This window comes from Mycolicibacterium sp. TUM20985 (assembly GCF_030295745.1).
GTDB lineage: Bacteria > Actinomycetota > Actinomycetes > Mycobacteriales > Mycobacteriaceae > Mycobacterium.
On the sequence record NZ_AP027291.1, the window covers coordinates 2,496,937 to 2,516,020 of the forward strand.

16 protein-coding genes and 1 pseudogene are annotated in these 19,084 nt (G+C 64.9%); 11 read left to right on the top strand and 6 right to left on the bottom strand.

Features of this window, described 5'->3' with window-relative positions; translation table 11 throughout:
- The first annotated feature begins 21 nt into the window (after nucleotides 1-21).
- From QUE68_RS12220 to QUE68_RS12230, 3 genes are read left to right on the top strand one after another with little or no spacing between them, the layout of a single operon-like run.
- Nucleotides 22-591 (top strand): helix-turn-helix domain-containing protein, encoded by a 570-nt coding sequence (locus QUE68_RS12220; RefSeq protein ID WP_284226324.1) that lies wholly within the window; start codon nucleotides 22-24, stop codon nucleotides 589-591.
- 32 nt (nucleotides 592-623) lie between these two features.
- Complete coding sequence (locus QUE68_RS12225) at nucleotides 624-1,031, top strand: hypothetical protein (RefSeq protein ID WP_284230888.1); 408 nt, start codon at nucleotides 624-626, stop codon at nucleotides 1,029-1,031.
- Nucleotides 1,019-1,450 (top strand): group III truncated hemoglobin, encoded by a 432-nt coding sequence (locus QUE68_RS12230; RefSeq protein WP_284226325.1) that lies wholly within the window; start codon nucleotides 1,019-1,021, stop codon nucleotides 1,448-1,450. Before QUE68_RS12225 ends, QUE68_RS12230 begins: the two co-directional genes overlap by 13 nt.
- A 302-nt stretch (nucleotides 1,451-1,752) precedes the next feature.
- Here the strand turns inward: QUE68_RS12230 and QUE68_RS12235 are convergent, their stop codons facing one another.
- The 6 genes from QUE68_RS12235 to QUE68_RS12260 form a co-directional block, all read right to left on the bottom strand.
- Complete coding sequence (locus tag QUE68_RS12235) at nucleotides 1,753-2,208, bottom strand: VOC family protein (protein WP_284226326.1); 456 nt, start codon at nucleotides 2,206-2,208, stop codon at nucleotides 1,753-1,755.
- A gap of 293 nt (nucleotides 2,209-2,501) precedes the next feature.
- Nucleotides 2,502-4,772, bottom strand: a complete 2,271-nt coding sequence (gene metE, locus QUE68_RS12240) for a 5-methyltetrahydropteroyltriglutamate--homocysteine S-methyltransferase (protein WP_286275660.1) — start codon at nucleotides 4,770-4,772, stop codon at nucleotides 2,502-2,504.
- Nucleotides 4,773-5,126: 354 nt separating this feature from the next.
- On the bottom strand, nucleotides 5,127-6,869 hold the full coding sequence (gene ctaD / locus QUE68_RS12245) for an aa3-type cytochrome oxidase subunit I (RefSeq protein ID WP_286275661.1): 1,743 nt from the start codon (nucleotides 6,867-6,869) through the stop codon (nucleotides 5,127-5,129).
- Nucleotides 6,866-7,039 carry a hypothetical protein gene (locus QUE68_RS12250; RefSeq protein WP_284226329.1) on the bottom strand — a complete coding sequence of 58 codons (174 nt, stop codon included), beginning with the start codon at nucleotides 7,037-7,039 and terminating at the stop codon, nucleotides 6,866-6,868. The genes ctaD and QUE68_RS12250 overlap by 4 nt, the downstream gene beginning before the upstream one ends.
- 331 nt (nucleotides 7,040-7,370) lie before the next feature.
- A complete protein-coding gene (locus QUE68_RS12255; protein WP_284234035.1) occupies nucleotides 7,371-7,643 on the bottom strand; it encodes a hypothetical protein in 273 nt (90 codons plus the stop codon).
- Between the two features lie 141 nt (nucleotides 7,644-7,784).
- Nucleotides 7,785-8,045 carry an MBL fold metallo-hydrolase gene (locus QUE68_RS12260; RefSeq protein ID WP_284226332.1) on the bottom strand — a complete coding sequence of 87 codons (261 nt, stop codon included), beginning with the start codon at nucleotides 8,043-8,045 and terminating at the stop codon, nucleotides 7,785-7,787.
- A 231-nt stretch (nucleotides 8,046-8,276) separates the two neighbouring features.
- Here QUE68_RS12260 and QUE68_RS12265 point away from each other — a divergent pair, with 231 nt between their 5' ends.
- From QUE68_RS12265 to narI, 8 genes and pseudogenes are all read left to right on the top strand, one after another.
- Entirely contained in the window at nucleotides 8,277-8,726 is a 450-nt protein-coding gene (locus QUE68_RS12265) for an Rrf2 family transcriptional regulator (protein ID WP_284230890.1), read from the top strand.
- Nucleotides 8,723-9,879: pseudogene (locus QUE68_RS12270) on the top strand (NO-inducible flavohemoprotein). The gene QUE68_RS12265 and the pseudogene QUE68_RS12270 overlap by 4 nt, the downstream one beginning before the upstream one ends.
- Nucleotides 9,880-10,053: 174 nt before the next feature.
- Nucleotides 10,054-10,236 carry a hypothetical protein gene (locus tag QUE68_RS12275; protein WP_284226334.1) on the top strand — a complete coding sequence of 61 codons (183 nt, stop codon included), beginning with the start codon at nucleotides 10,054-10,056 and terminating at the stop codon, nucleotides 10,234-10,236.
- A 688-nt stretch (nucleotides 10,237-10,924) separates the two neighbouring features.
- Nucleotides 10,925-12,178, top strand: coding sequence for an MFS transporter (locus QUE68_RS12280; RefSeq protein WP_284226335.1), 1,254 nt, complete (start codon nucleotides 10,925-10,927; stop codon nucleotides 12,176-12,178).
- Between the two features lie 33 nt (nucleotides 12,179-12,211).
- Nucleotides 12,212-15,907 carry a nitrate reductase subunit alpha gene (locus tag QUE68_RS12285; protein WP_284230892.1) on the top strand — a complete coding sequence of 1,232 codons (3,696 nt, stop codon included), beginning with the start codon at nucleotides 12,212-12,214 and terminating at the stop codon, nucleotides 15,905-15,907.
- 1 nt (nucleotide 15,908) lies between these two features.
- Entirely contained in the window at nucleotides 15,909-17,558 is a 1,650-nt protein-coding gene (gene narH / locus QUE68_RS12290; RefSeq protein WP_284226336.1) for a nitrate reductase subunit beta, read from the top strand.
- Nucleotides 17,555-18,250, top strand: coding sequence for a nitrate reductase molybdenum cofactor assembly chaperone (narJ, locus tag QUE68_RS12295; RefSeq protein ID WP_284234037.1), 696 nt, complete (start codon nucleotides 17,555-17,557; stop codon nucleotides 18,248-18,250). The genes narH and narJ overlap by 4 nt, the downstream gene beginning before the upstream one ends.
- Nucleotides 18,247-18,975, top strand: coding sequence for a respiratory nitrate reductase subunit gamma (narI, locus tag QUE68_RS12300; protein WP_284226339.1), 729 nt, complete (start codon nucleotides 18,247-18,249; stop codon nucleotides 18,973-18,975). Before narJ ends, narI begins: the two co-directional genes overlap by 4 nt.
- Nucleotides 18,976-19,084: the final 109 nt, after the last annotated feature.

A 19,084-nucleotide genomic window follows, 5' to 3' on the forward strand; every position in this document is an offset into this window, starting at 1 on the left:
TACGGAAAGGACGTTTGTGAGGTGACCGAAGAGGCAGACGCGTCACCCGGGCGACCGCGGGCGGGCCATTTCGCGGTCGAGGCACATCTGGATTACCCGATTCTCGCCAAGGTGCTCGGGGTGGAGCTGGGCAAGACCGTGCAGACGCGTGCTCGTCGTGCGCAGCCCGCGGGACGGAAATGGGCCACCCGGACCACGGCATCAAAGGGCGCGGCCGTTGAGCGTGTCGCAGCGCCGCCCGACGATGCCGATGAGCCCCTTGATCGCACGGCACTGCGTAGCACCGTCGTCGTCACGCCGATGGGATTCGCCGCCGAACTCGAGACCGCAGACGAACTGGCGGTGGTCGACGGCCACGCGCCAACGGCTCCGCAGGAGCGGATCATTCGACTACAGCCCTGCCCGGTCCGGGAGCTGGCTCGATCGCATCCGGGAGTGGGATGTGGGATTCATTCAGGGCCGTTGCAAGGCTTGCTCGCCGACAACCCCGCGACAGACGGCCGTCGAAAGGCCCCGCAGCCGCCGAGGTGGGCGTACCTCGAGCTGTTCGTCGAGCCCGAGCCGTGTTTGGCCAGGCTGGTGGCGGGGTGAGCGCTGCCCGGTACGCTCAGCTGCTCGTGCCGATGTTGTGGCTCGGCATGGTTGTCGCGATCTCGTTTTTGGAAGCACCCATCAAGTTTCGTGCGCCGGGAGTGACGTTGCCGGTGGGGCTGGGCATCGGCCGGCTCGTGTTCAAGGCGCTCAACGGTGTCGAAATCGCTCTGCTGTTGGTACTTTTGGTCGCCTGCTATGTCGCCAGACCGGAGCAGCCCGCGCCCGTCCTGCTCGCCTCGGTTGCGGTAGTGCTGGTCATTCAGGTGGTCGTCGTCCGCCCGCCGCTGAACAGACGCACGGACCGCGTCCTTGCCGGGGCGGTCCTGCCGCGCTCGAGAATGCATTGGGCATACATAGCGTTGGAGCTGGCCAAGGTCGCAGTGCTGACCGCATTGGCCGTTGCCCTCACCGCGGGGGCGCTCGCATGGGCGCCCTAATACCAGCACGGGCGCGGCTGGATCTAGCGTGCCGCGCCGATGTGGAAGCGTTGTTGGTTCGCTTCTACGGCAGGGTGCTCGTCGATGACATCCTCGCCGAACCGTTCGCTCAGATTCGCATGGCCGGCCTGCAATCCCACCTCCCGGTCATGGTCGACTTCTGGCAGACCGTGCTGTTCCACGCCGGGCTGTATCAAGGCAGCGCGGTGCTCGCTCATCAAGTCGTCCACGATGGCCACGCACTGACTGCCGCGCACTTTTTGCGCTGGCTCACACTGTGGGACAGCACCATTGACCAGATGTATCAGGGGCAGAACGCCGAGCGCGCGAAGATTCAAGCCTTAAGAATTGCCAGGGCAATGCACCGCCGGCTCACCGGCGACGACTCGCGGGCACTCGATGCCCGTATCCGACAATGAATCTGGTTCTATTCGAAGGCCAGCCCGACAGGTCAGCGGCGCACGCCGGATCGGACGACAAAGCACGCGGTCGTGCGGGCGTCGGGACGGGCACGGTTCTCCAGGAATCCCAGGTCCCGACAGGTGGAGTCGGGCCGGAGATGCTGCTGCGAATACTTCCGACAATGGCCGTCACGGACAGGCGGACCGTGGCGGCATCGCCGAAGTCGGCTCCGGTGCTGTCGGCTGGCTACCCCCAAGCCTGCCAGGGCCCAGCGTCGCGGCAGTCGACCGCTTCGACTTCACGCTGAAACATTCATGTGTCAGTGCCCGCGAAACCGAGCCGCGATCATCTCCCGGGGGAGCATTCCTGGACCGGGGTAGGCGATGATGACGCGCCCGTGATCGGGTTTGCAGCCCTCGACGAATGTCACTCCGTTCTCGGTGTAGGTGTAGGTCGACGCATCGTAGATCCGCAGACGCTCAGTGATGCGCCCCAATTCGGCCTCGCTATCGGTCGCCCACATGAGGTACTCGACGCCGACGGCCCCGACTGCTGGCTGGCGTGACGAGTCCTTCGAGTACACGTAGATCTGGAAACCGTCCGGGGCCATCAGTAACGCGGCATCGGGCTCGCGCAGAGCCACGCGGCACGCGAACACGTCGCAATAGAAAGCGATCGTGCGATCGACGTCCTGCACGCGCATCACCGTGGACGCGACTCGGACCGTGGCATCCGTGGTGTGAGTAGAGCTCGCCTCGGGTCCCGTATCGGGCATGTCAACCTCGATCAATAAAAGTGTTGTGGTACTTGATATTACTCCGCATGAGAACACTCGCGTCGCGGCGAGAGCATCTTGACCCTGATGTCGCGCGCTGCCCGGCAGCCCGACGATCACGTCGGACGATGTGTGGTCTTGCAGATCCTGGGGATGACGCTCTGCGAAAGCCGAAAACCGTGTGATCGTCGGCGACAAGTGGGGCAGCGCGACCCGAGCGACCTTCACGTCACGGAAAGTGCCCGTGCGCCAGCACGCCCGGCCGTGATCGCGCCGCCCACCTGGCAGCTCCCTCAGCCCTCGGCCCGTACTCGTGCTGCGGCCGTGACGAGGTTGCGCAGCGAGGCGTTCACCTCGGTGCTGCCGCGGGTCTTGAGCCCGCAGTCGGGGTTGACCCACAGGCGCTCGGCCGGAACGGCTTTCAGTGCTGATCGCAGCGATTCAGCGATCTTGGCGGTCGTGGGGATTCGTGGCGAGTGGATGTCGTAGACGCCCGGGCCCACGCTGTTTGCGAAGCCGATCGCATTGAGGTCGTCGAGGACCTCCATGTGGGATCGGGCGGCTTCGATGGAGGTGACGTCGGCGTCCAGGTCGGCGATCGCGCCGACGACTTCACCGAACTCCGAGTAACAGAGGTGGGTGTGGATCTGTGTGGAGTCTGCGACCCCGCAGGTGGCGAGTCGGAACGCGGCGACCGCCCAGGCGAGGTATCCCGCCTTGCCCTTGGAGCGCAGCGGTAGCAGTTCGCGCAGCGCCGGCTCGTCGACCTGGATGATGGTGATTCCCGCTGACTGCAGGTCCACGGTCTCGTCGCGGATGGCGAGCGCGATCTGGTTGGCGGTGTCGGCTAGCGGCTGGTCGTCGCGAACGAACGACCAGGCCAGGATCGTCACCGGACCGGTCAGCATGCCTTTGACAGGCTTGTCGGTGAGTGATTGTGCGTAGGTCGCCCAGTCCACGGTCATCGCATGCGACCGGGACACGTCGCCGTAGAGGATCGGTGGGCGCACGCAGCGCGTGCCGTAGGACTGCACCCAGCCGTTGGTGGTGGCGCAGAAGCCGCTGAGTTGTTCGGCGAAGTACTGCACCATGTCGTTGCGTTCGGGCTCGCCGTGCACCAGCACGTCGAGGCCGAGTTCTTCCTGCAACCTGATCACCTCGGCGACTTCGGCACGCATGAGGCGGGTGTACTCGATTGCGTCGATCTCGCCTGATCGTAGTGCAGCGCGCGCCTTGCGGATCGTGGCGGTCTGCGGGTACGAGCCGATCGTGGTGGTCGGCAGCGACGGTAGATGCAGCCCGGCTGCCTGGCTCGCTCGGCGAACGTCGGCGGGTCCACGTCGGCTTCCCGAGGTGGCGATGCCGTCGATGCGTGTCCTGATGTGCGCGTTGCGCAGTCGAGGGTCAGAGGTGCGGGAGGAGATGGCCGCATTGGACGCCTTGATTGCCGTGGCGACCGAGTCCCGCCCTCCGTGCAGAGCCGCCGCCAGGGTGACGACCTCGGCGACCTTCTCGGCACTGAACGACAGCCACTGGCGCAGTCGGTCGTCGATGTCGTTCTCGGCGGTCAGCGAGTAGGGCACGTGCAGTGTCGAGCAGGAGGTCGACACAGCCACCGATCGGGCCGCGCCCCGGAGGCTGGCCAGCCGGTCTAGCGCCGTCTCGAGATCCGTGCGCCAGACATTGCGTCCATCGACGATTCCTGCCACCAGGATCTTGTCGGCCAGCTGCCGCAGCGCCGCAGCGGCCGGGTCGCCGCCGGCGACGAGGTCGACGCCAATCGCCTCGATCGGTGTGCGCGCCAGGGAGGGCAGCGCGGCGTCGAGCCCACCGAAGTAGGTGGCGACGAAGATCGCCGGGCGGTCCGCGTGCGCTCCCAACGTGGTGTAGGTGCGCTCGGCCAACTCGGGACCGTGGTCCAGGATGTCGGTCACCAGCACCGGCTCGTCGAACTGAACCCACGCCACCCCGGCCCCGGCGAGCAGTCCGAGCAGCTGGGTGTAGAGCGGAATCAGCTCACCAAGTCGCGCGATCGGGGCGGGCGCGCCCTCAACGGACTTGCTCAGCGACAGAAACGTGAGGGGGCCGATGATCACCGGTCGAGCGGTAACACCCTGCTGCCGAGCCTCTTCGAGCTCGGCGAGCACTTTCCCCGGGTTCAGCGTGAACGTGGTGCTCGGGGCGATCTCGGGAACGATGTAGTGATAGTTAGTGTCGAACCACTTCGTCATCTCCAGTGGCGCTACTTCCTCGGTGCCGCGCGCCGCGGCGAAATAGCGGTCGAGATCATCGACGATGCCGGTGACGCGGGGCGGCAATGCGCCCAACAGGACAGCGGTGTCGAGCATCTGGTCGTAAAGGGAGAAGGAGTTGACCGGTACCGAGTCCAGCCCGGCCATCGTCAGGGCGGCCCAGGTTTCTCGGCGCAGCTCGGCGCCCACCGATTCCAGATCGGCGCGGGTGATTCGCCCCGCCCAGTACCCCTCGATCGCGCGTTTGAGTTCGCGGTGCGGGCCGATTCGGGGAGCTCCGAGAATGGTGGCGGTGAATGGCTGAGTTGGCATGAGGCGTCCTTCACTGTGGGTGGGTGCTCATCGCCGATGATGTGCTACCGGACCGGTTACGGTGCGTACCGGCGGGTGCATCGCGCAACCGCTACGGCCATGCCGCGCACTCCACGAAGCGATGAACCGACGGACGCGGCGCGCCCGGCACAACTGACGGGTCTTCGGAATCACGCGCACACCGGTGCGGGACAGTGCCGGATCCCATCGGGTTCCCGCTCACCCTGCACCCGCGGCGCCCACCATTCGCTATCGAGACCGTGCCAAGGCGCCGTCGCGGCCGGCCGGGTGTAAGCCAAACTGCAGCGCTGTAAGCCTTTTCGGCCTCTAGCAGGATCGGGACGTAGCACCGCCCTATTCATTCGGCGGCTGGTCCTGTGCCGTGCCCGTCGACTCCCTTGGTGGTGAGCGCATCGCTACGCCGCGACCGATGTGGGATTCGGCGCGCATGCGGTCACTCATATGGGGGTAGTGCAGTTCGAAGGCTGGCCGCTCGGAGCGGATGCGGGGCAGTTCGGTGAAGTTGTGCCGCGGCGGGGGACAGCTTGTTGCCCACTCCAGGGAGTTGCCGTGACCCCACGGGTCATCGACGGTGACGGGCTCGCCGTAGCGGTAGCTCTTGAAGACGTTCCACACGAACGGCAGCATCGACACGCCCAGGACGAACGCCCCGGCCGTCGATACGACGTTCAGCGTGGTGAACCCATCGGCGGGAAGGTAATCGGCATAGCGGCGCGGCATGCCCTCATTGCCCAGCCAGTGCTGGACGAGAAACGTGGTGTGGAATCCGATGAACGTCAGCCAGAAGTGCAGCTTGCCGAGCCGTTCGTCGAGCAGTCGGCCGGTCATCTTCGGGAACCAGAAGTAGATGCCGGCGTAGGTGGCGAAGACGATGGTGCCGAACAGCACGTAGTGGAAGTGCGCGACGAGGAAGTAGGTGTCGGTGACGTGGAAGTCGATCGGCGGGCTGGCCAGCATCACCCCGGACAAACCGCCCAGCAGAAAGGTGACCACGAACCCAACCGAAAACAGCATCGGGGTTTCAAATGTCAACTGGCCGTGCCACATGGTGCCGATCCAGTTGAAGAACTTCATGCCGGTCGGGATGGCGATCAGATAGGACATGAAACTGAAGAACGGCAGCAACACCGCGCCCGTGGCGAACATGTGGTGCGCCCACACCGCCGTGGACAGGGCGGCGATGCTCACGGTCGCAAAGACCATGGCGGTGTAGCCGAAGACCGGTTTACGGCTGAACACCGGGATGATTTCAGTGATGATGCCGAAGAACGGGATCGCAACGATGTAGACCTCGGGATGGCCGAAGAACCAAAACAGGTGCTGCCACAGGATCACTCCGCCGTTGGCCGGGTCGTAGATGTGCGCGCCTAGGTGGCGGTCGGCGGCCAGCCCGAGCAGCGCGGCGGTCAGCAGCGGGAACGCTCCCAAGATCATGATGCTGGTGACGAGTATGTTCCAGGTGAAGATCGGCATCCGAAACATCGTCATCCCCGGTGCCCGCATGCACACCACCGTGGTGATCATGTTGACCGCACCCAGAATGGTGCCCAGACCGGCGATCGCGAGGCCCATGATCCACAGATCGGCACCGGCGCCGGGACTGTGAATGGCGTCGGAAAGCGGCGTGTAAGCGGTCCAGCCGAAGTCGGCCGCGCCGCCGGGAGCGAGGAAACCGCCCACCGTGACCAGCGCCCCGAACAGGTAGAGCCAGTAACTGAGCGCATTGAGACGGGGGAACGCGACATCGGGCGCACCGATTTGTAGCGGCAGAATGCAATTCGCGAAGCCGAACACGACCGGGGTTGCATACAGCAGCAGCATGATCGTGCCGTGCATGGTGAACAGCTGGTTGTACTGCTCATTGGACAAGAACTGCAAGCCCGGCGCGGCGAGCTCGGTCCGCATCAACAAGGCCATCAACCCACCGACCATGAAGAATCCGAACGAGGTGACCATGTACATCATGCCAAGCAGCTTGGGGTCGGTGGTGGTCGCCACCCGGTACACGAATGACCCCTTGAGACCGCGACGCTCGGGGAACGGCCGGACGGGAGTCAGCTCGGCGACGGTGCTCATGACGGGCTGGCGCCGGCAACGGAGACGGCATTCACCGACGCCGAATCGGGCTGGGCGCCCAGCGGGCGTCTCCCGTACCCGCGATCGGTGAGAGCCGGGCACGGCGGGGCGTCGGCGAGGCCCACCCATTGGAGTAACGAGATTCCGACGGTCACGATTTCGTTCACCACTCATCACCACCTTTTAGCGGACTATAACCCTCTAAACGAGTAGCGTAAAGACCACTGCCCAGTCGGAGGGACCGTTCAGCCGGCTGTCGGGTGATGATCCGCCCGACGTGGTGAGCTGCACCGTCGGCCTCCGCAGTTGCATCACCTGGGATGGATCTGACCGCCGTCCCATGAGGCGTAGATGCCGTCGAGAACCCCCGGAGGACCACGCCCGCAATCGAATTCGAGAGGGTGGTCAGGGGCGACTGTCATAGTGGTCGAACCCGAGTCGTTGCCAGTGAAGTCTTCGATCGTCGAGCTGCGTGCACACGCCGCATTGCCAACGACCCGATCACGGTTGTGTATTGGTCCGACCGTCGCCGTTGATCTGCAAGCTTCTGAGTTCACGCTCCCAGTCATTGCTGTGCAGCCGGGCCAATCGCCACCGCACCGCAGCGGCCGCCGCCACCGCCATGCCGACCGCACCCAGCCACGTCGCCACGCCTGCCCGCGCACCATCGACACCGGCTTGCGAGGCAGGGCCCGGCGCAACCACCCGGTTGCCGTCATCGTCGACCCGGATATCGACGCGGTCACCGGCTCCGACGAAGTGTTTCCAGGCCAAGGGTTCAGGCGCCAGCGTGGGCCTCTCTGGCTTGCCCCGACCTCCCAACTTTGTTTAACGTATTATAATCCTCTATATATATTCGCACCGCGACACGGGCGAAGGGGGAGACGGCGACCCCATCCCCGTGCTCACGGGCGGTCAGGTCCGCGCGCGGAACACCGTTGCGGGGTGGCACTTCTCGGCCTGGTGGGAGTTGACGTGGACGGGCGCGTCGACGCGCTCCCGCAGATCCGTCAGGCCCTCGAGTTCGATCCCCATCATTGAGCCGCCGTTGCGGTCGGGGTGTTGGTGGGTGGCCAGTACGCCGGGCAGCGTCATACCGTCGCTGTCGAGATCATCGAGCAGATCGCCCGCCATGGGCAGCGTCGACGGCGACGCACTGGTTGGCCTCGCGGTCACGGATCAGATGATTCAGTTGCGCATCTGCTGGGCCATCGTGTCCCTCCCGCGAAACCGCGACCCGACGGCAGCTGCCGGAGGCGGCGGCGGCCGGTGCGCTGGCCATGCCTGCCGGCCCAGGACGGTACCGTCACGCTCGCTAACCGCAGGTACAAAAACCGCACGTCACGGGGTATTCAACGTCACAGCGGTAAAAGTCGCATCTGGGCGCAATTAACTAACGTTCCCGGTGTGCAGCTGATGCGATTCACTGATCTGGGTCTGCGGGCGATGATGCTGCTGGCAGCCGGGGAATCCGGCGAGCGGCGGGTCACCACCCGCAGCATCGTCGTGGCCGCCGGGGCTTCAGAGAACCACATCGCCAAGGCGGTGTCGCGATTGGTCGAGATGGAGATGGTGCACGCTCGCCGAGGCCGGGTTGGCGGTCTCCACCTCACCGACGCGGGGCGGGTGGCCTCCGTGGGCTGGCTGGTACGTCGGCTCGAAGGTGACCGCGACGTCATCGACTGCATCGGTCAGCATGCGTGTCCGCTGGTTCCCGCCTGCCGGTTACGGCGGGCGCTGGCTGATGCCAAAGAGGCCTTCTACGCCGAGCTCGACCGACACACGATCAACGATTTGGTTGGTGGCGCAGGGCTTTCCGGCATTCTGAAACTCTCCATCAAAAGGAAGATTCAATGAGCACAACCGAATCCGTCGCCGTTCGTCAGGAACTCGACCCCCAGCACGCCGAGGTCGTCACGGCGACGCTCCCGTTGATCGGCGCACATATCGACGAGATCACCACGGCCTTCTACCGGCGACTGTTCGACAGCCATCCCGAGTTGCTGCGCAATCTGTTCAACCGAGGCAATCAGTCCCAAGGTGCCCAGCAGCGCGCCCTTGCCGCGTCGATCGCGACCTTTGCCACCCATTTGGTGGACCCGGCGCTGCCGCACCCGACCGAATTGCTCACGAACACCTATTCGCCGGGATCGTGGAAGTGCTAGGCACCGACACCGTCACCGCCGACGTGGCGAAGGCATGGACCCAGGTGTACTGGCTCATGGCTGAAGCCCTGATCGATCTGGAGCGCAGCCTGTACGCGGACTCCGATGTCGCCGACGGCGACGTCATCCGCCAGCTGAGGGTGACCTCTCGGGTGGACGACCCGTCGGGCGCCGTGCTGTTGAGCGTGCGCGGCGATGTCGCAAATCACGCTCCGGGCCAATATGTTTCGGTTGGCGTGACGATGCCCGACGGTGCCCGTCAGCTGCGACAGTACAGCCTGGTGAACGCACCGGAAAACAATGAACTCACCTTCGTGGTCAAACCGGTGGGCGCCGACGGAGACCACCCCGCCGGAGAGGTTTCCAATTGGATCCAAGCCAACGTCTGGGTCGGCGACCTTCTCGATGTGACGATCCCGTTCGGGGACCTACCAGTCCCGGCCGCCGGTGCACCGGCGGTTCTCATCTCGGCCGGCATCGGCATCACACCGATGATGTCCATTCTGGATTCACTGCTGGCCGAGGCGCCCGACACGAAGGTGCAGGTGCTGCATGCCGACCGCAACGATCACAGCCATCCGCTGCGCGAGCGTCAGCGCGAACTGGTGGCGGCGCTGCCGAATGCCACCCTCGACCTCTGGTACAAGGACGGTGTGCCTGCGGGACGGTCCAGCACAGATACGGGTTCCTGACGTTGGCAGCACTGGAGCTGAGCGACGGCGCCGAGGTGTACCTGTGCGGTGGCGATGGCTTTGTCCAGGCGGTGCGCGCCCAGTTGAGCGGAGTCGACGCATCTCGGGTGCACTGCGAGCTGTTCAGCCCCAAACGACTGGCTGCTCAACTAGCCGTAGCAGTCGTCGATATTCGGACTTTCACTGCGAATCTGGGAGTCGTTTGATCGGGAATGCCGGAGTCGATGCGATTGGGACAGGTTCATTTACTGCGAATGTGGGTCGGTGGGCAGTACGGGACCGCGCGTCGTCCCGGGAGTCGTGTTGTCGGCGTGGCATTCTGGCTCGATGATGGATGCGGTGATCGCCGAACCCGGCGAACTGACACAACATGATTTGGACCCCGCTGAGGCGTTTGTCCGAGCAGGGTTTGGGGAGAGTTTCCGTGCCCATGATTGGCTGCATAACGTTGAGGGCGTGCACGTGCTGGTCACCGAGGATGACGAGCTGTTGGCTCACGCCTCAGGGTGACTCGCACCCTGCGCGCTGGTTATCTGCAACGCAATTGAGCAATCGGAGCGTCTGTGCCGGTGTGCAATTCGACGCCATGTGCATGACGTTGGTATACGAGCGGTTCCGTTGTGTACATGCAACTGACGATGGCGCCTATTGGTGGTCTCGGCTCAGGGAAGATCTGGCCCACTACGTGCCCCAGGAACTGGGGGCAGACAACGTGATTGGTGACCGAGCCGGGTCACCCCGGTCGCTCGGCGCGCCGCCCCCGGACACGGCGATGAGGACCCCCGGCTGCGCTCGTTCAGATCAGCCCGTGACGGTCGGTCCCGCGTCGTCGTGGAGTCGGCGACCTGTGCAGTATCCACGCGGATTGCCTTGCCTAGTGTGGTCGTCTCTGGCAAGCTTCAGCCAGCGCATCCGCCGCTCAGTCATCGAGCTTCCGGTGCCGTCTATCACCACCCGGAACCGGTGGTTCCCGCATCCCGACGACACTGTCAACTTAGGGTCCCTCGATGACTTCTACAAGCTTGATGTCCATTCCGAACCCGATCAGTATCGGTTGCGGCGCCTACAAATTCGGAGCGCTCGACGGCGTAGCGCCGAGACGCGGCCCGGTCCGCGTTGCTCGACACGACCCTCTTACGCTCCCAGCCCACATACCGGGCGTCTTGGTAATGGAGCGCCTCGATCGGAGACCCGGGTCATGACGACCGCAGGAACGGTCCAGGCGAAGACCACCGACGTGGTGAGGTCGCCGTGGCTGATGCTGGCGCTGGCCACGACCGGGTTCGTCATCAACTTCTGGGCATGGGCGCTGCTCAGCCCCTTGGGCCCGCTATTTCGCGACCAGGGGACGCTCGGCGCGCTGAGCGAGTCCGACGTTGCCTTGATGGTCGCAGTGCCGGTGGTCGTGGGCTCGCTGGGTCGGATCCCGGTCGGTGCGCTGACCGACAAGCTGGGTGGCCGGGTGATGTTTCCGCTCGTCTCCGCGGCCACGATCGTGCCGATCCTGTTCCTGGCGTTCTTTGCCCTGGACTCCTACGTCCTGATCCTGGTTGGCGGGTTCTTCCTCGGTATCGGTGGCACCGCGTTCGCTGTCGGCGTTCCGTTCGTGAACGCCTGGTTCCCGCCCGAGCGGCGCGGACTCGCCATCGGAATATTCGGTGCCGGTATGGGGGGCACCGCAATCAGCGCGCTCACCACGGTCAAGCTCTACTCGAATGTGGGCGAGAAGGCCCCTTTCCTCATCACGGCGGTCGTGCTCGCCGTGTATGCCGTGGTGTCCTGGCTTCTGCTGCGTGATGCGCCGGGCCGAACCGCGCCGACCACACCCCTGATGTCCCGCCTCCTGGCCAACGCCAGGCTCCCCATCACCATGCAGGCGAGCATCCTCTACGCGGTGGCCTTCGGCGGCTACGTGGCGTTCTCGGTGTACCTACCGGCCTACCTGAAGACCGCCCACGGCTTGGCCGCCGCTGACGCGGCCAACCGGATGGCCGGCTTCGTAATCGTTGCGGTGATCATGCGCCCGATCGGCGGGTGGCTCTCTGACCGGTTCGGCGCGATCCCGGTGCTCGCCAGCGGATACGCCGTCGTGGTTGCGGGTGCCGCGATTTCAGCAGGCAGTCCGCCGTTAGGTGGCATCGGCACGGCCGCGTTCTTGGCCATGGCCGCCGCCCTCGGGTCCGGCAGCGGCGCTACCTTCGCGCTGATCGCCAAGGTCACCGAGCCATCGCGGGTCGGTGGGGTGACGGGATTGGTCGGCGCGGCCGGCGGACTGGGGGGCTTCGTGCCGCCGCTGATCATGGGCTATGTCTACGGACGCACTGAGTCCTACGCGATCGGGCTGTGGATGCTCGCCGTCACTGCGGCACTCGCACTCGCATTCACTCTCACCGCCGTCCGCGCCACCGCACGCTCATCGCAGCAGGCGATCCGGCCATCACAAGATAGATGACGAGAGGACCAGCTCGTGACCCAGCAGCCGGGCATGGACGGAGCTATCAGCGACGCACTGGTGCGCAGTCGTCGCTACTTCACGAAGGCGAAGATCTCCGACGACCTCCGGACCCTCACCAAGGCGGGGGGACGGCAGGCCGACGATTTCTACCGGGACCGCTGGAGCCACGACAAGGTGGTCCGCTCGACGCACGGCGTGAACTGCACCGGGTCGTGCTCGTGGAAGGTCTACGTCAAGGACGGGATCATCACCTGGGAGACCCAGCAGACCGACTACCCATCGGTCGGCCCGGACTCCCCGGAATACGAGCCGCGTGGCTGCCCCCGCGGCGCCGCCTTCTCCTGGTACACCTACTCGCCGACCCGGGTCCGTTACCCCTATGTCCGCGGCGTACTCCTGCAGATGTACCGCGAGGCCAAGAACCAGCACGACGGAGATCCAGTCGAAGCATGGGCGCACATCGTCGAAAACCCCCAACGTGCCAGGGCCTACAAATCTGCCCGCGGTAAGGGCGGTCTCGTCCGCGCCACCTGGGACGAGGCCGCGGAAATCGTTGCTGCCGCACACGTGCACACGATCCAGAAGTACGGCCCCGATCGGGTCGCCGGGTTTTCGCCCATCCCGGCCATGTCGATGGTGTCGCACGCCTCCGGCGCCCGGTTCGTGAACCTGATCGGCGGCTCGATGCTGAGCTTCTACGACTGGTATGCCGATCTGCCCGTCGCTTCACCGCAGGTCTTCGGCGACCAGACCGACGTCCCGGAGTCCGGGGACTGGTGGAATGCCGGCTATTTGATCATGTGGGGTTCCAACCTCCCTGTCACGCGCACCCCCGACGCGCACTGGATGACCGAGGCCCGCTACCGCGGTCAGAAGGTCGTTGCGGTCGCGCCCGATTACGCCGACAACGTGAAGTTCGCCGACGAGTGGCTGCCCGCCAAACCGGGTACCGACGCCGCGCTGGCGATGGCCATGGGGCACGTCGTGCTGAAGGAATTCTTCGTCGACCGAGAGACCCCGTACTTCACCGACTACGTCAAGACCTACACCGACCTGCCGTACCTGGTGAAGCTCGACGAAGCCGGCGGCGGGACCTACACATCGGGCAAGTTCCTGACGGCCGCCGACCTGGCGCCGGCCGCCGCGGCTGAGGCGAACGCCGCCTTCAAGACCGTCCTCATCGATTCGCGCACTGGGGAACCGGTCGTCCCGAAAGGCTCACTCGGGCACCGGTTCGGTGACACCGATGTCGGTCGGTGGAACCTTGAACTCGGCGACGTGGACCCGCTGCTCTCGTTGCTCGACGGCGCGGCCGAGACCGTCACGGTGCGGATGCCGCGCTTCGACACACCCGATGGGGCGGCCGTCGACCTTCCGAGGGGGGTCCCGGTCCGTCGGGTCAACGGGCATCTGGTCACCACCGTGTTTGACCTGTTGCTCGCGCAGTACGGTGTCGGTCGCGACGGGCTGCCGGGAGAGTGGGCCAGCGGGTACGACGACGCGGAGTCGCCGTACACACCCGCGTGGCAGGAACTCATCACCGGCGTCCCGTCCGCGACCGCCGCCCGGATCGGGCGGGAATTCGCCGCGAACGCCGAGGAGTCGCGGGGCCGTTCGATGATCGTGATGGGAGCGGGAACCAACCATTGGTTCCACTCCGACACGATCTACCGCGCCTTCCTCACCCTGACCAACCTCACCGGTTGCCAGGGAGTCAACGGTGGCGGCTGGGCACATTACGTCGGACAGGAGAAGGTCCGCCCCATCACGGGCTACACGCAGATCGCCAATGCGCTCGACTGGAACCGGCCGCCCCGCAACATGATTCAGACTGCCTTCTGGTATCTGCACACCAACCAATTCCGCTACGACCACTTCGGCGCCGACACCCTGTCCGCGACCACCGGCACCGGACAGCTGGCAGGTTTGTCCACCGCCGACGTGATCGCCAAGAGCGCCCGCATGGGCTGGATGCCTTCGTATCCCACATTCGACCGCAATCCGCTCGACCTCAGCGACGACGCTGCCGCTGCGGGCAAGCCGGTGGGTGAGTACGTCGTCGAGCAGCTCAAGTCAGGTGAGCTGGACTTCGCCGGCGAGGACCCCGATGCGCCGCAGAACTACCCGCGCATCCTGTCGATCTGGCGAGCGAACTTGCTTGGTTCGTCGGGCAAGGGCAACGAGTACTTCCTCAAGCATCTTCTCGGCACGGACTCTTCGGTGCGGGCCACCGAGACCCCCGAGGGCAAGCGCCCGGTCGACGTGACGTGGCGGGACGAGGCACACGAGGGCAAACTCGATCTGCTGATGACGATCGACTTCCGTCAGACCAGCACCACGATTTTCTCCGACGTTGTCCTGCCGGCGGCGACCTGGTACGAGAAGCACGACCTCAACACCACCGATATGCACCCGTTCGTGCACTCCTTCAACCCGGCGATCGCTCCGCCCTGGCAGACCCGCACCGACTGGGACGCGTGGCAGACGATCGCAGCGAAATTCAGCGAGCTCGCTGCTACCCGTTTGGGTGTGCGCAAAGATGTTGTGGCCGTGCCACTTACGCACGACACCCCCGACGCGATGGCTAACCCCCACGGCGTCGTACGCGACTGGAAGAAAGGCGAGTGCGAGCCGATTCCCGGTGTCACGATGCCCAAGCTGGTCGAGGTCGAGCGTGATTACGGCGCGGTCGCCGAGAAGATGAACGCGCTCGGACCGTTGGTCGACACCCTGGGCGCGACCACCAAGGGCGTCACCTTCGAGCTGAGCGAGCAGGTCGAATACCTCAGAGGCAAAAACGGTGCCGTGCGCGGCGGCGTCGCTGACGGACGGCCCTCACTCAAGCGCGACGTGCATGTCTGCGAGGCCATCCTCGCCCTGTCCGGCACGACCAACGGCCACCTGGCCACGCAGGGCTTCAAAACCCTGGAGAAGCGCACTGGTGTGCGGCTGGCCGACCTGGCTGAGGAACACGAGGGTAAGCAGATCACCTTTGCCGACACCCAGGGCCCGCCCGTCCCGGTGATCACCTCGCCAGAGTGGTCCGGTTCCGAGACCGGCGGACGGCGCTACTCGCCGTTCACCATCAACGTGGAGCGAAAGAAGCCTTGGCACACGCTGACCGGGCGGATGCACTTCTACCTCGACCACGACTGGATGGCCGAGCTCGGTGAGGGGCTGCCGGTATACCGGCCACCGCTCAACATGGCGGCGCTGTTCGCGGAGCCCGTACTCGGGAATGTCTCCGACGGTTCGGGCGGACAGGTCGAGGGGCTGACGGTGCGGTACCTGACCCCGCACAACAAGTGGTCGATCCATTCGGAGTATCAGGACAACCTGTTCATGCTGTCGCTGTCGCGTGGCGGCCAGAACATCTGGATGAGCGACCGGGACGCGGTCAAGGTCGGGATCAAGGACAACGACTGGATCGAGGCGGTCAATCGCAACGGGGTGGTCGTGGCGCGGGCCATCGTCTCGCACCGCATGCCCGAAGGGACGGTGTACATGTACCACGCCCAAGACCGGCTCATCGATGTACCGATCGCGGAGACGTCGGGCAAGCGGGGCGGCATCCACAACTCGCTGACGCGTCTGCTGGTGAAGCCCTCGCACCTCATCGGTGGCTATGCGCAGCTGACCTTCGCCTTCAACTACCTCGGCCCCACCGGCAACCAGCGTGACGAGGTCACGATCATCCGCAAGCGCTCACAAGACGTGGAGTACTGACATGAAGGTCATGGCTCAGATGGCGATGGTGATGAACCTCGACAAGTGCATTGGGTGCCACACCTGCTCGGTCACGTGCAAGCAAGCGTGGACCAATCGTGCAGGGACGGAGTACGTTTGGTTCAACAACGTCGAGACCCGGCCCGGCCTCGGTTATCCGCGCACGTACGAGGACCAGGAAAAGTGGAAGGGCGGCTGGGAGCTCAACAAACGCGGCCGCATGAAGCTCAAGGGTGGTGGGCGGTTCAAGAACCTGATGACCATCTTCTCCAATCCCAAGCTGCCGTCGATCTACGAGTACTACGAGCCGTGGACCTACGACTACGCCACGCTCACCAACGCTCCCGCCCAGGAGCACACCCCCGTTGCGCGGCCGAAGTCGTTGCTCACCGGTGAGAACATGAAGATCGAATGGTCGGCGAACTGGGACGACGACTTGGGTGGATCGACTGCCACGGCGCACCTCGACCCGATGCTTGCGAAGATCGCGGAGAAGGTGAAGTTCGAGTTCGAGCAGACCTTCATGTTCTATCTGCCGCGGATCTGCGAGCACTGTCTGAACCCCTCGTGTGCGGCCTCGTGTCCCAGCGGCGCGATCTACAAGCGTGAGGAGGACGGCATCGTCCTGGTCGATCAGGAGAAGTGCCGCGGCTGGCGCAAGTGCGTTTCCGGTTGCCCCTACAAGAAGATCTATTTCAATCACCGCACGGGCAAGGCAGAGAAGTGCACGTTCTGCTTCCCGCGCATCGAGGTCGGCCTGCCCACCGTCTGCGCCGAGACCTGCGTAGGCCGGCTGCGCTACATCGGCCTGATGCTCTACGACGCCGACAAGGTGCTCGAAGCGGCGTCCACTGAGGACGAACACGGTCTCTACGAAGCCCAGCGCGAGGTGTTCCTCGACCCGTTCGACCCCGAGGTGATCCGCGAGGCAGAGAAGGCCGGAATCGCGCGCGACTGGATCGACGCCGCCCAGCGCTCGCCGATCTACGCGCTGATCAACACCTACCGCGTCGCGCTTCCGCTGCATCCGGAGTACCGCACGATGCCCATGGTCTGGTACATCCCGCCGCTCTCCCCGGTCATCGACGTCGTGCGTGACACCGGAGAGGACGCCGAGGACAAGGGCAACCTATTCGCGGCCATCGACGCGCTGCGGATTCCGGTCGAGTACCTCGCCGAGCTTTTCACCGCAGGCGATGTCGCCCCGGTGGACGCCGTGCTCAAGAAGCTGGCCGCGATGCGGTGCTACATGCGCGACATCACCATGGGCCGCGAACCGAACGGCTCCATCCCGGCCGCAGTCGGGATGAGCGAGGAGGAGATGTACGACATGTACCGACTCCTCGCGATCGCGAAGTACGACGAGCGCTACGTGATCCCGCCCGCGCACGCGGAGCAGGCGCACTCCCTCGAAGAGCTGGGGACAGAGTGCTCGGTCTCCGAGTACGGAGGCGGGCAGCAGGACCTGTTCGGCGAAGGCTCCGGTGTGCCGACGCCGATCGCGGTCGAGAACTTCAAGATGCTCAAGGAACGCCAGACAGCCGACTCGCTCGGCTCGCTCACCGCAAAGAGTGCGCGCGTCAACCTCCTGAACTGGGACGGCAAAGGCCCGCCCGCAGGACTCTTCCCCCCAAGTGGCCCGGACTCGTGAGCCGACGAACGAAGGTCGACCTCGCACCGCAGCAGCTGACCATCGCTTGGCAGTCAGTATCGCTGTTGCTTGACTACCCCGGCCCCGAGATTCTCGATCGCCTGGACGTTCTCCGCCACGCGTCGCACCGGTTGCCGGTGGTCATCGGGGAACCGATCCGCAGATTCACGGACCATCTGGAGCAGTCGTCACTACCGGCGCTGCAGGCCGAGTACGTCGAGACATTCGATGACCGTCGCCGATGCAACCTGTTCCTGACGTACTTCGCCCACGGGGACACCCGCAAGCGAGGAATGGCCTTGCTACGGTTCAAGCAGACCTACCTCGGCGCCGGCTACGAGCTCGACGACTCGGAGTTGCCAGATCACCTCTGCGTGGTGCTGGAGTTCGCGGCGACCGTGGATCAAGAACGTGGTCGGCAACTGATGCTCGACCACCGCGCAGGGCTGGAGCTGTTGCGCCTCTCGCTGGCCGACTTGTCCTCTCCGTGGGCGGATCTCCTCAACGCGGTCACTCTGACCCTGCCTGCGCTCCGCGGCGACGAGCGCAAGGCGGTACGCCGGCTCGCCGCGCAAGGTCCTCCGGAGGAGGAGGTGGGACTGGCGCCGTTTGCGGCTCCGCAGTTCAGCCCCAGCGCGACGTCGGGCCCGCACGCCTTGTCGATGCCGTCTTTCCCAGGAGCACACCAATGAACGAATTCCTTTTCGTCGTGGTGCCCTATGTTTGCCTGACGATTTTCATCGTCGGGCACCTGTGGCGCTACCGCTACGACAAGTTCGGCTGGACCACCCGATCGAGCCAGCTCTACGAGAGGCGGTTGTTGCGTATCGGGAGCCCGCTGTTCCACTTCGGGATGGTCGGAGTCATCGGCGGTCATATCATCGGTCTCCTGATACCACAATCCTGGACGGACGCCGTCGGGATCAACGAGCACGTCTATCACATAGTGGCCGTCTCGGGTGGTCTGCTCGCAGGTGCCGCGGCGGCAGTGGGGATGGCCATCTTGATCTACCGCCGTCGCACCGTCGGCCCGGTGTTTTCAGCGACGACGGTGATGGACAAGGTGATGTACGCGTTCCTCGGCGCCGCGATCGTGCTGGGAATGTGGAACACCATCGCCGGCTCGATCATGACCATCGGCGGTGAGTACAACTATCGTGAGGGCGTCTCGGTCTGGTACCGCTCGTTCCTCGCCTTCCAACCAGATGCCAGCCTGATGGCGAACGCCCCGTTGGGCTTTCAGTTGCACGCTCTGGTCGCTTTCGGTCTCTTCGCGCTGTGGCCGTTCACCCGGCTCGTTCACGTGTTCAGCGCACCCGTGGGTTATGTCACGCGCCCGTACATCGTCTACCGCAGCCGCGATGACCACCTAGGCAGCCACCGGCCACGGCGTGGCTGGGACCAAATGTCGCAGTGACTCCCGTGGCCGTCTCTCCGAACCTAGGCGACCCGCCCGCATGAGCGCGTCCAATACGCGCGAGCTCGGTTCGTGCGCGACGAGAATGCACGGTTCTGTCTTGCACGTT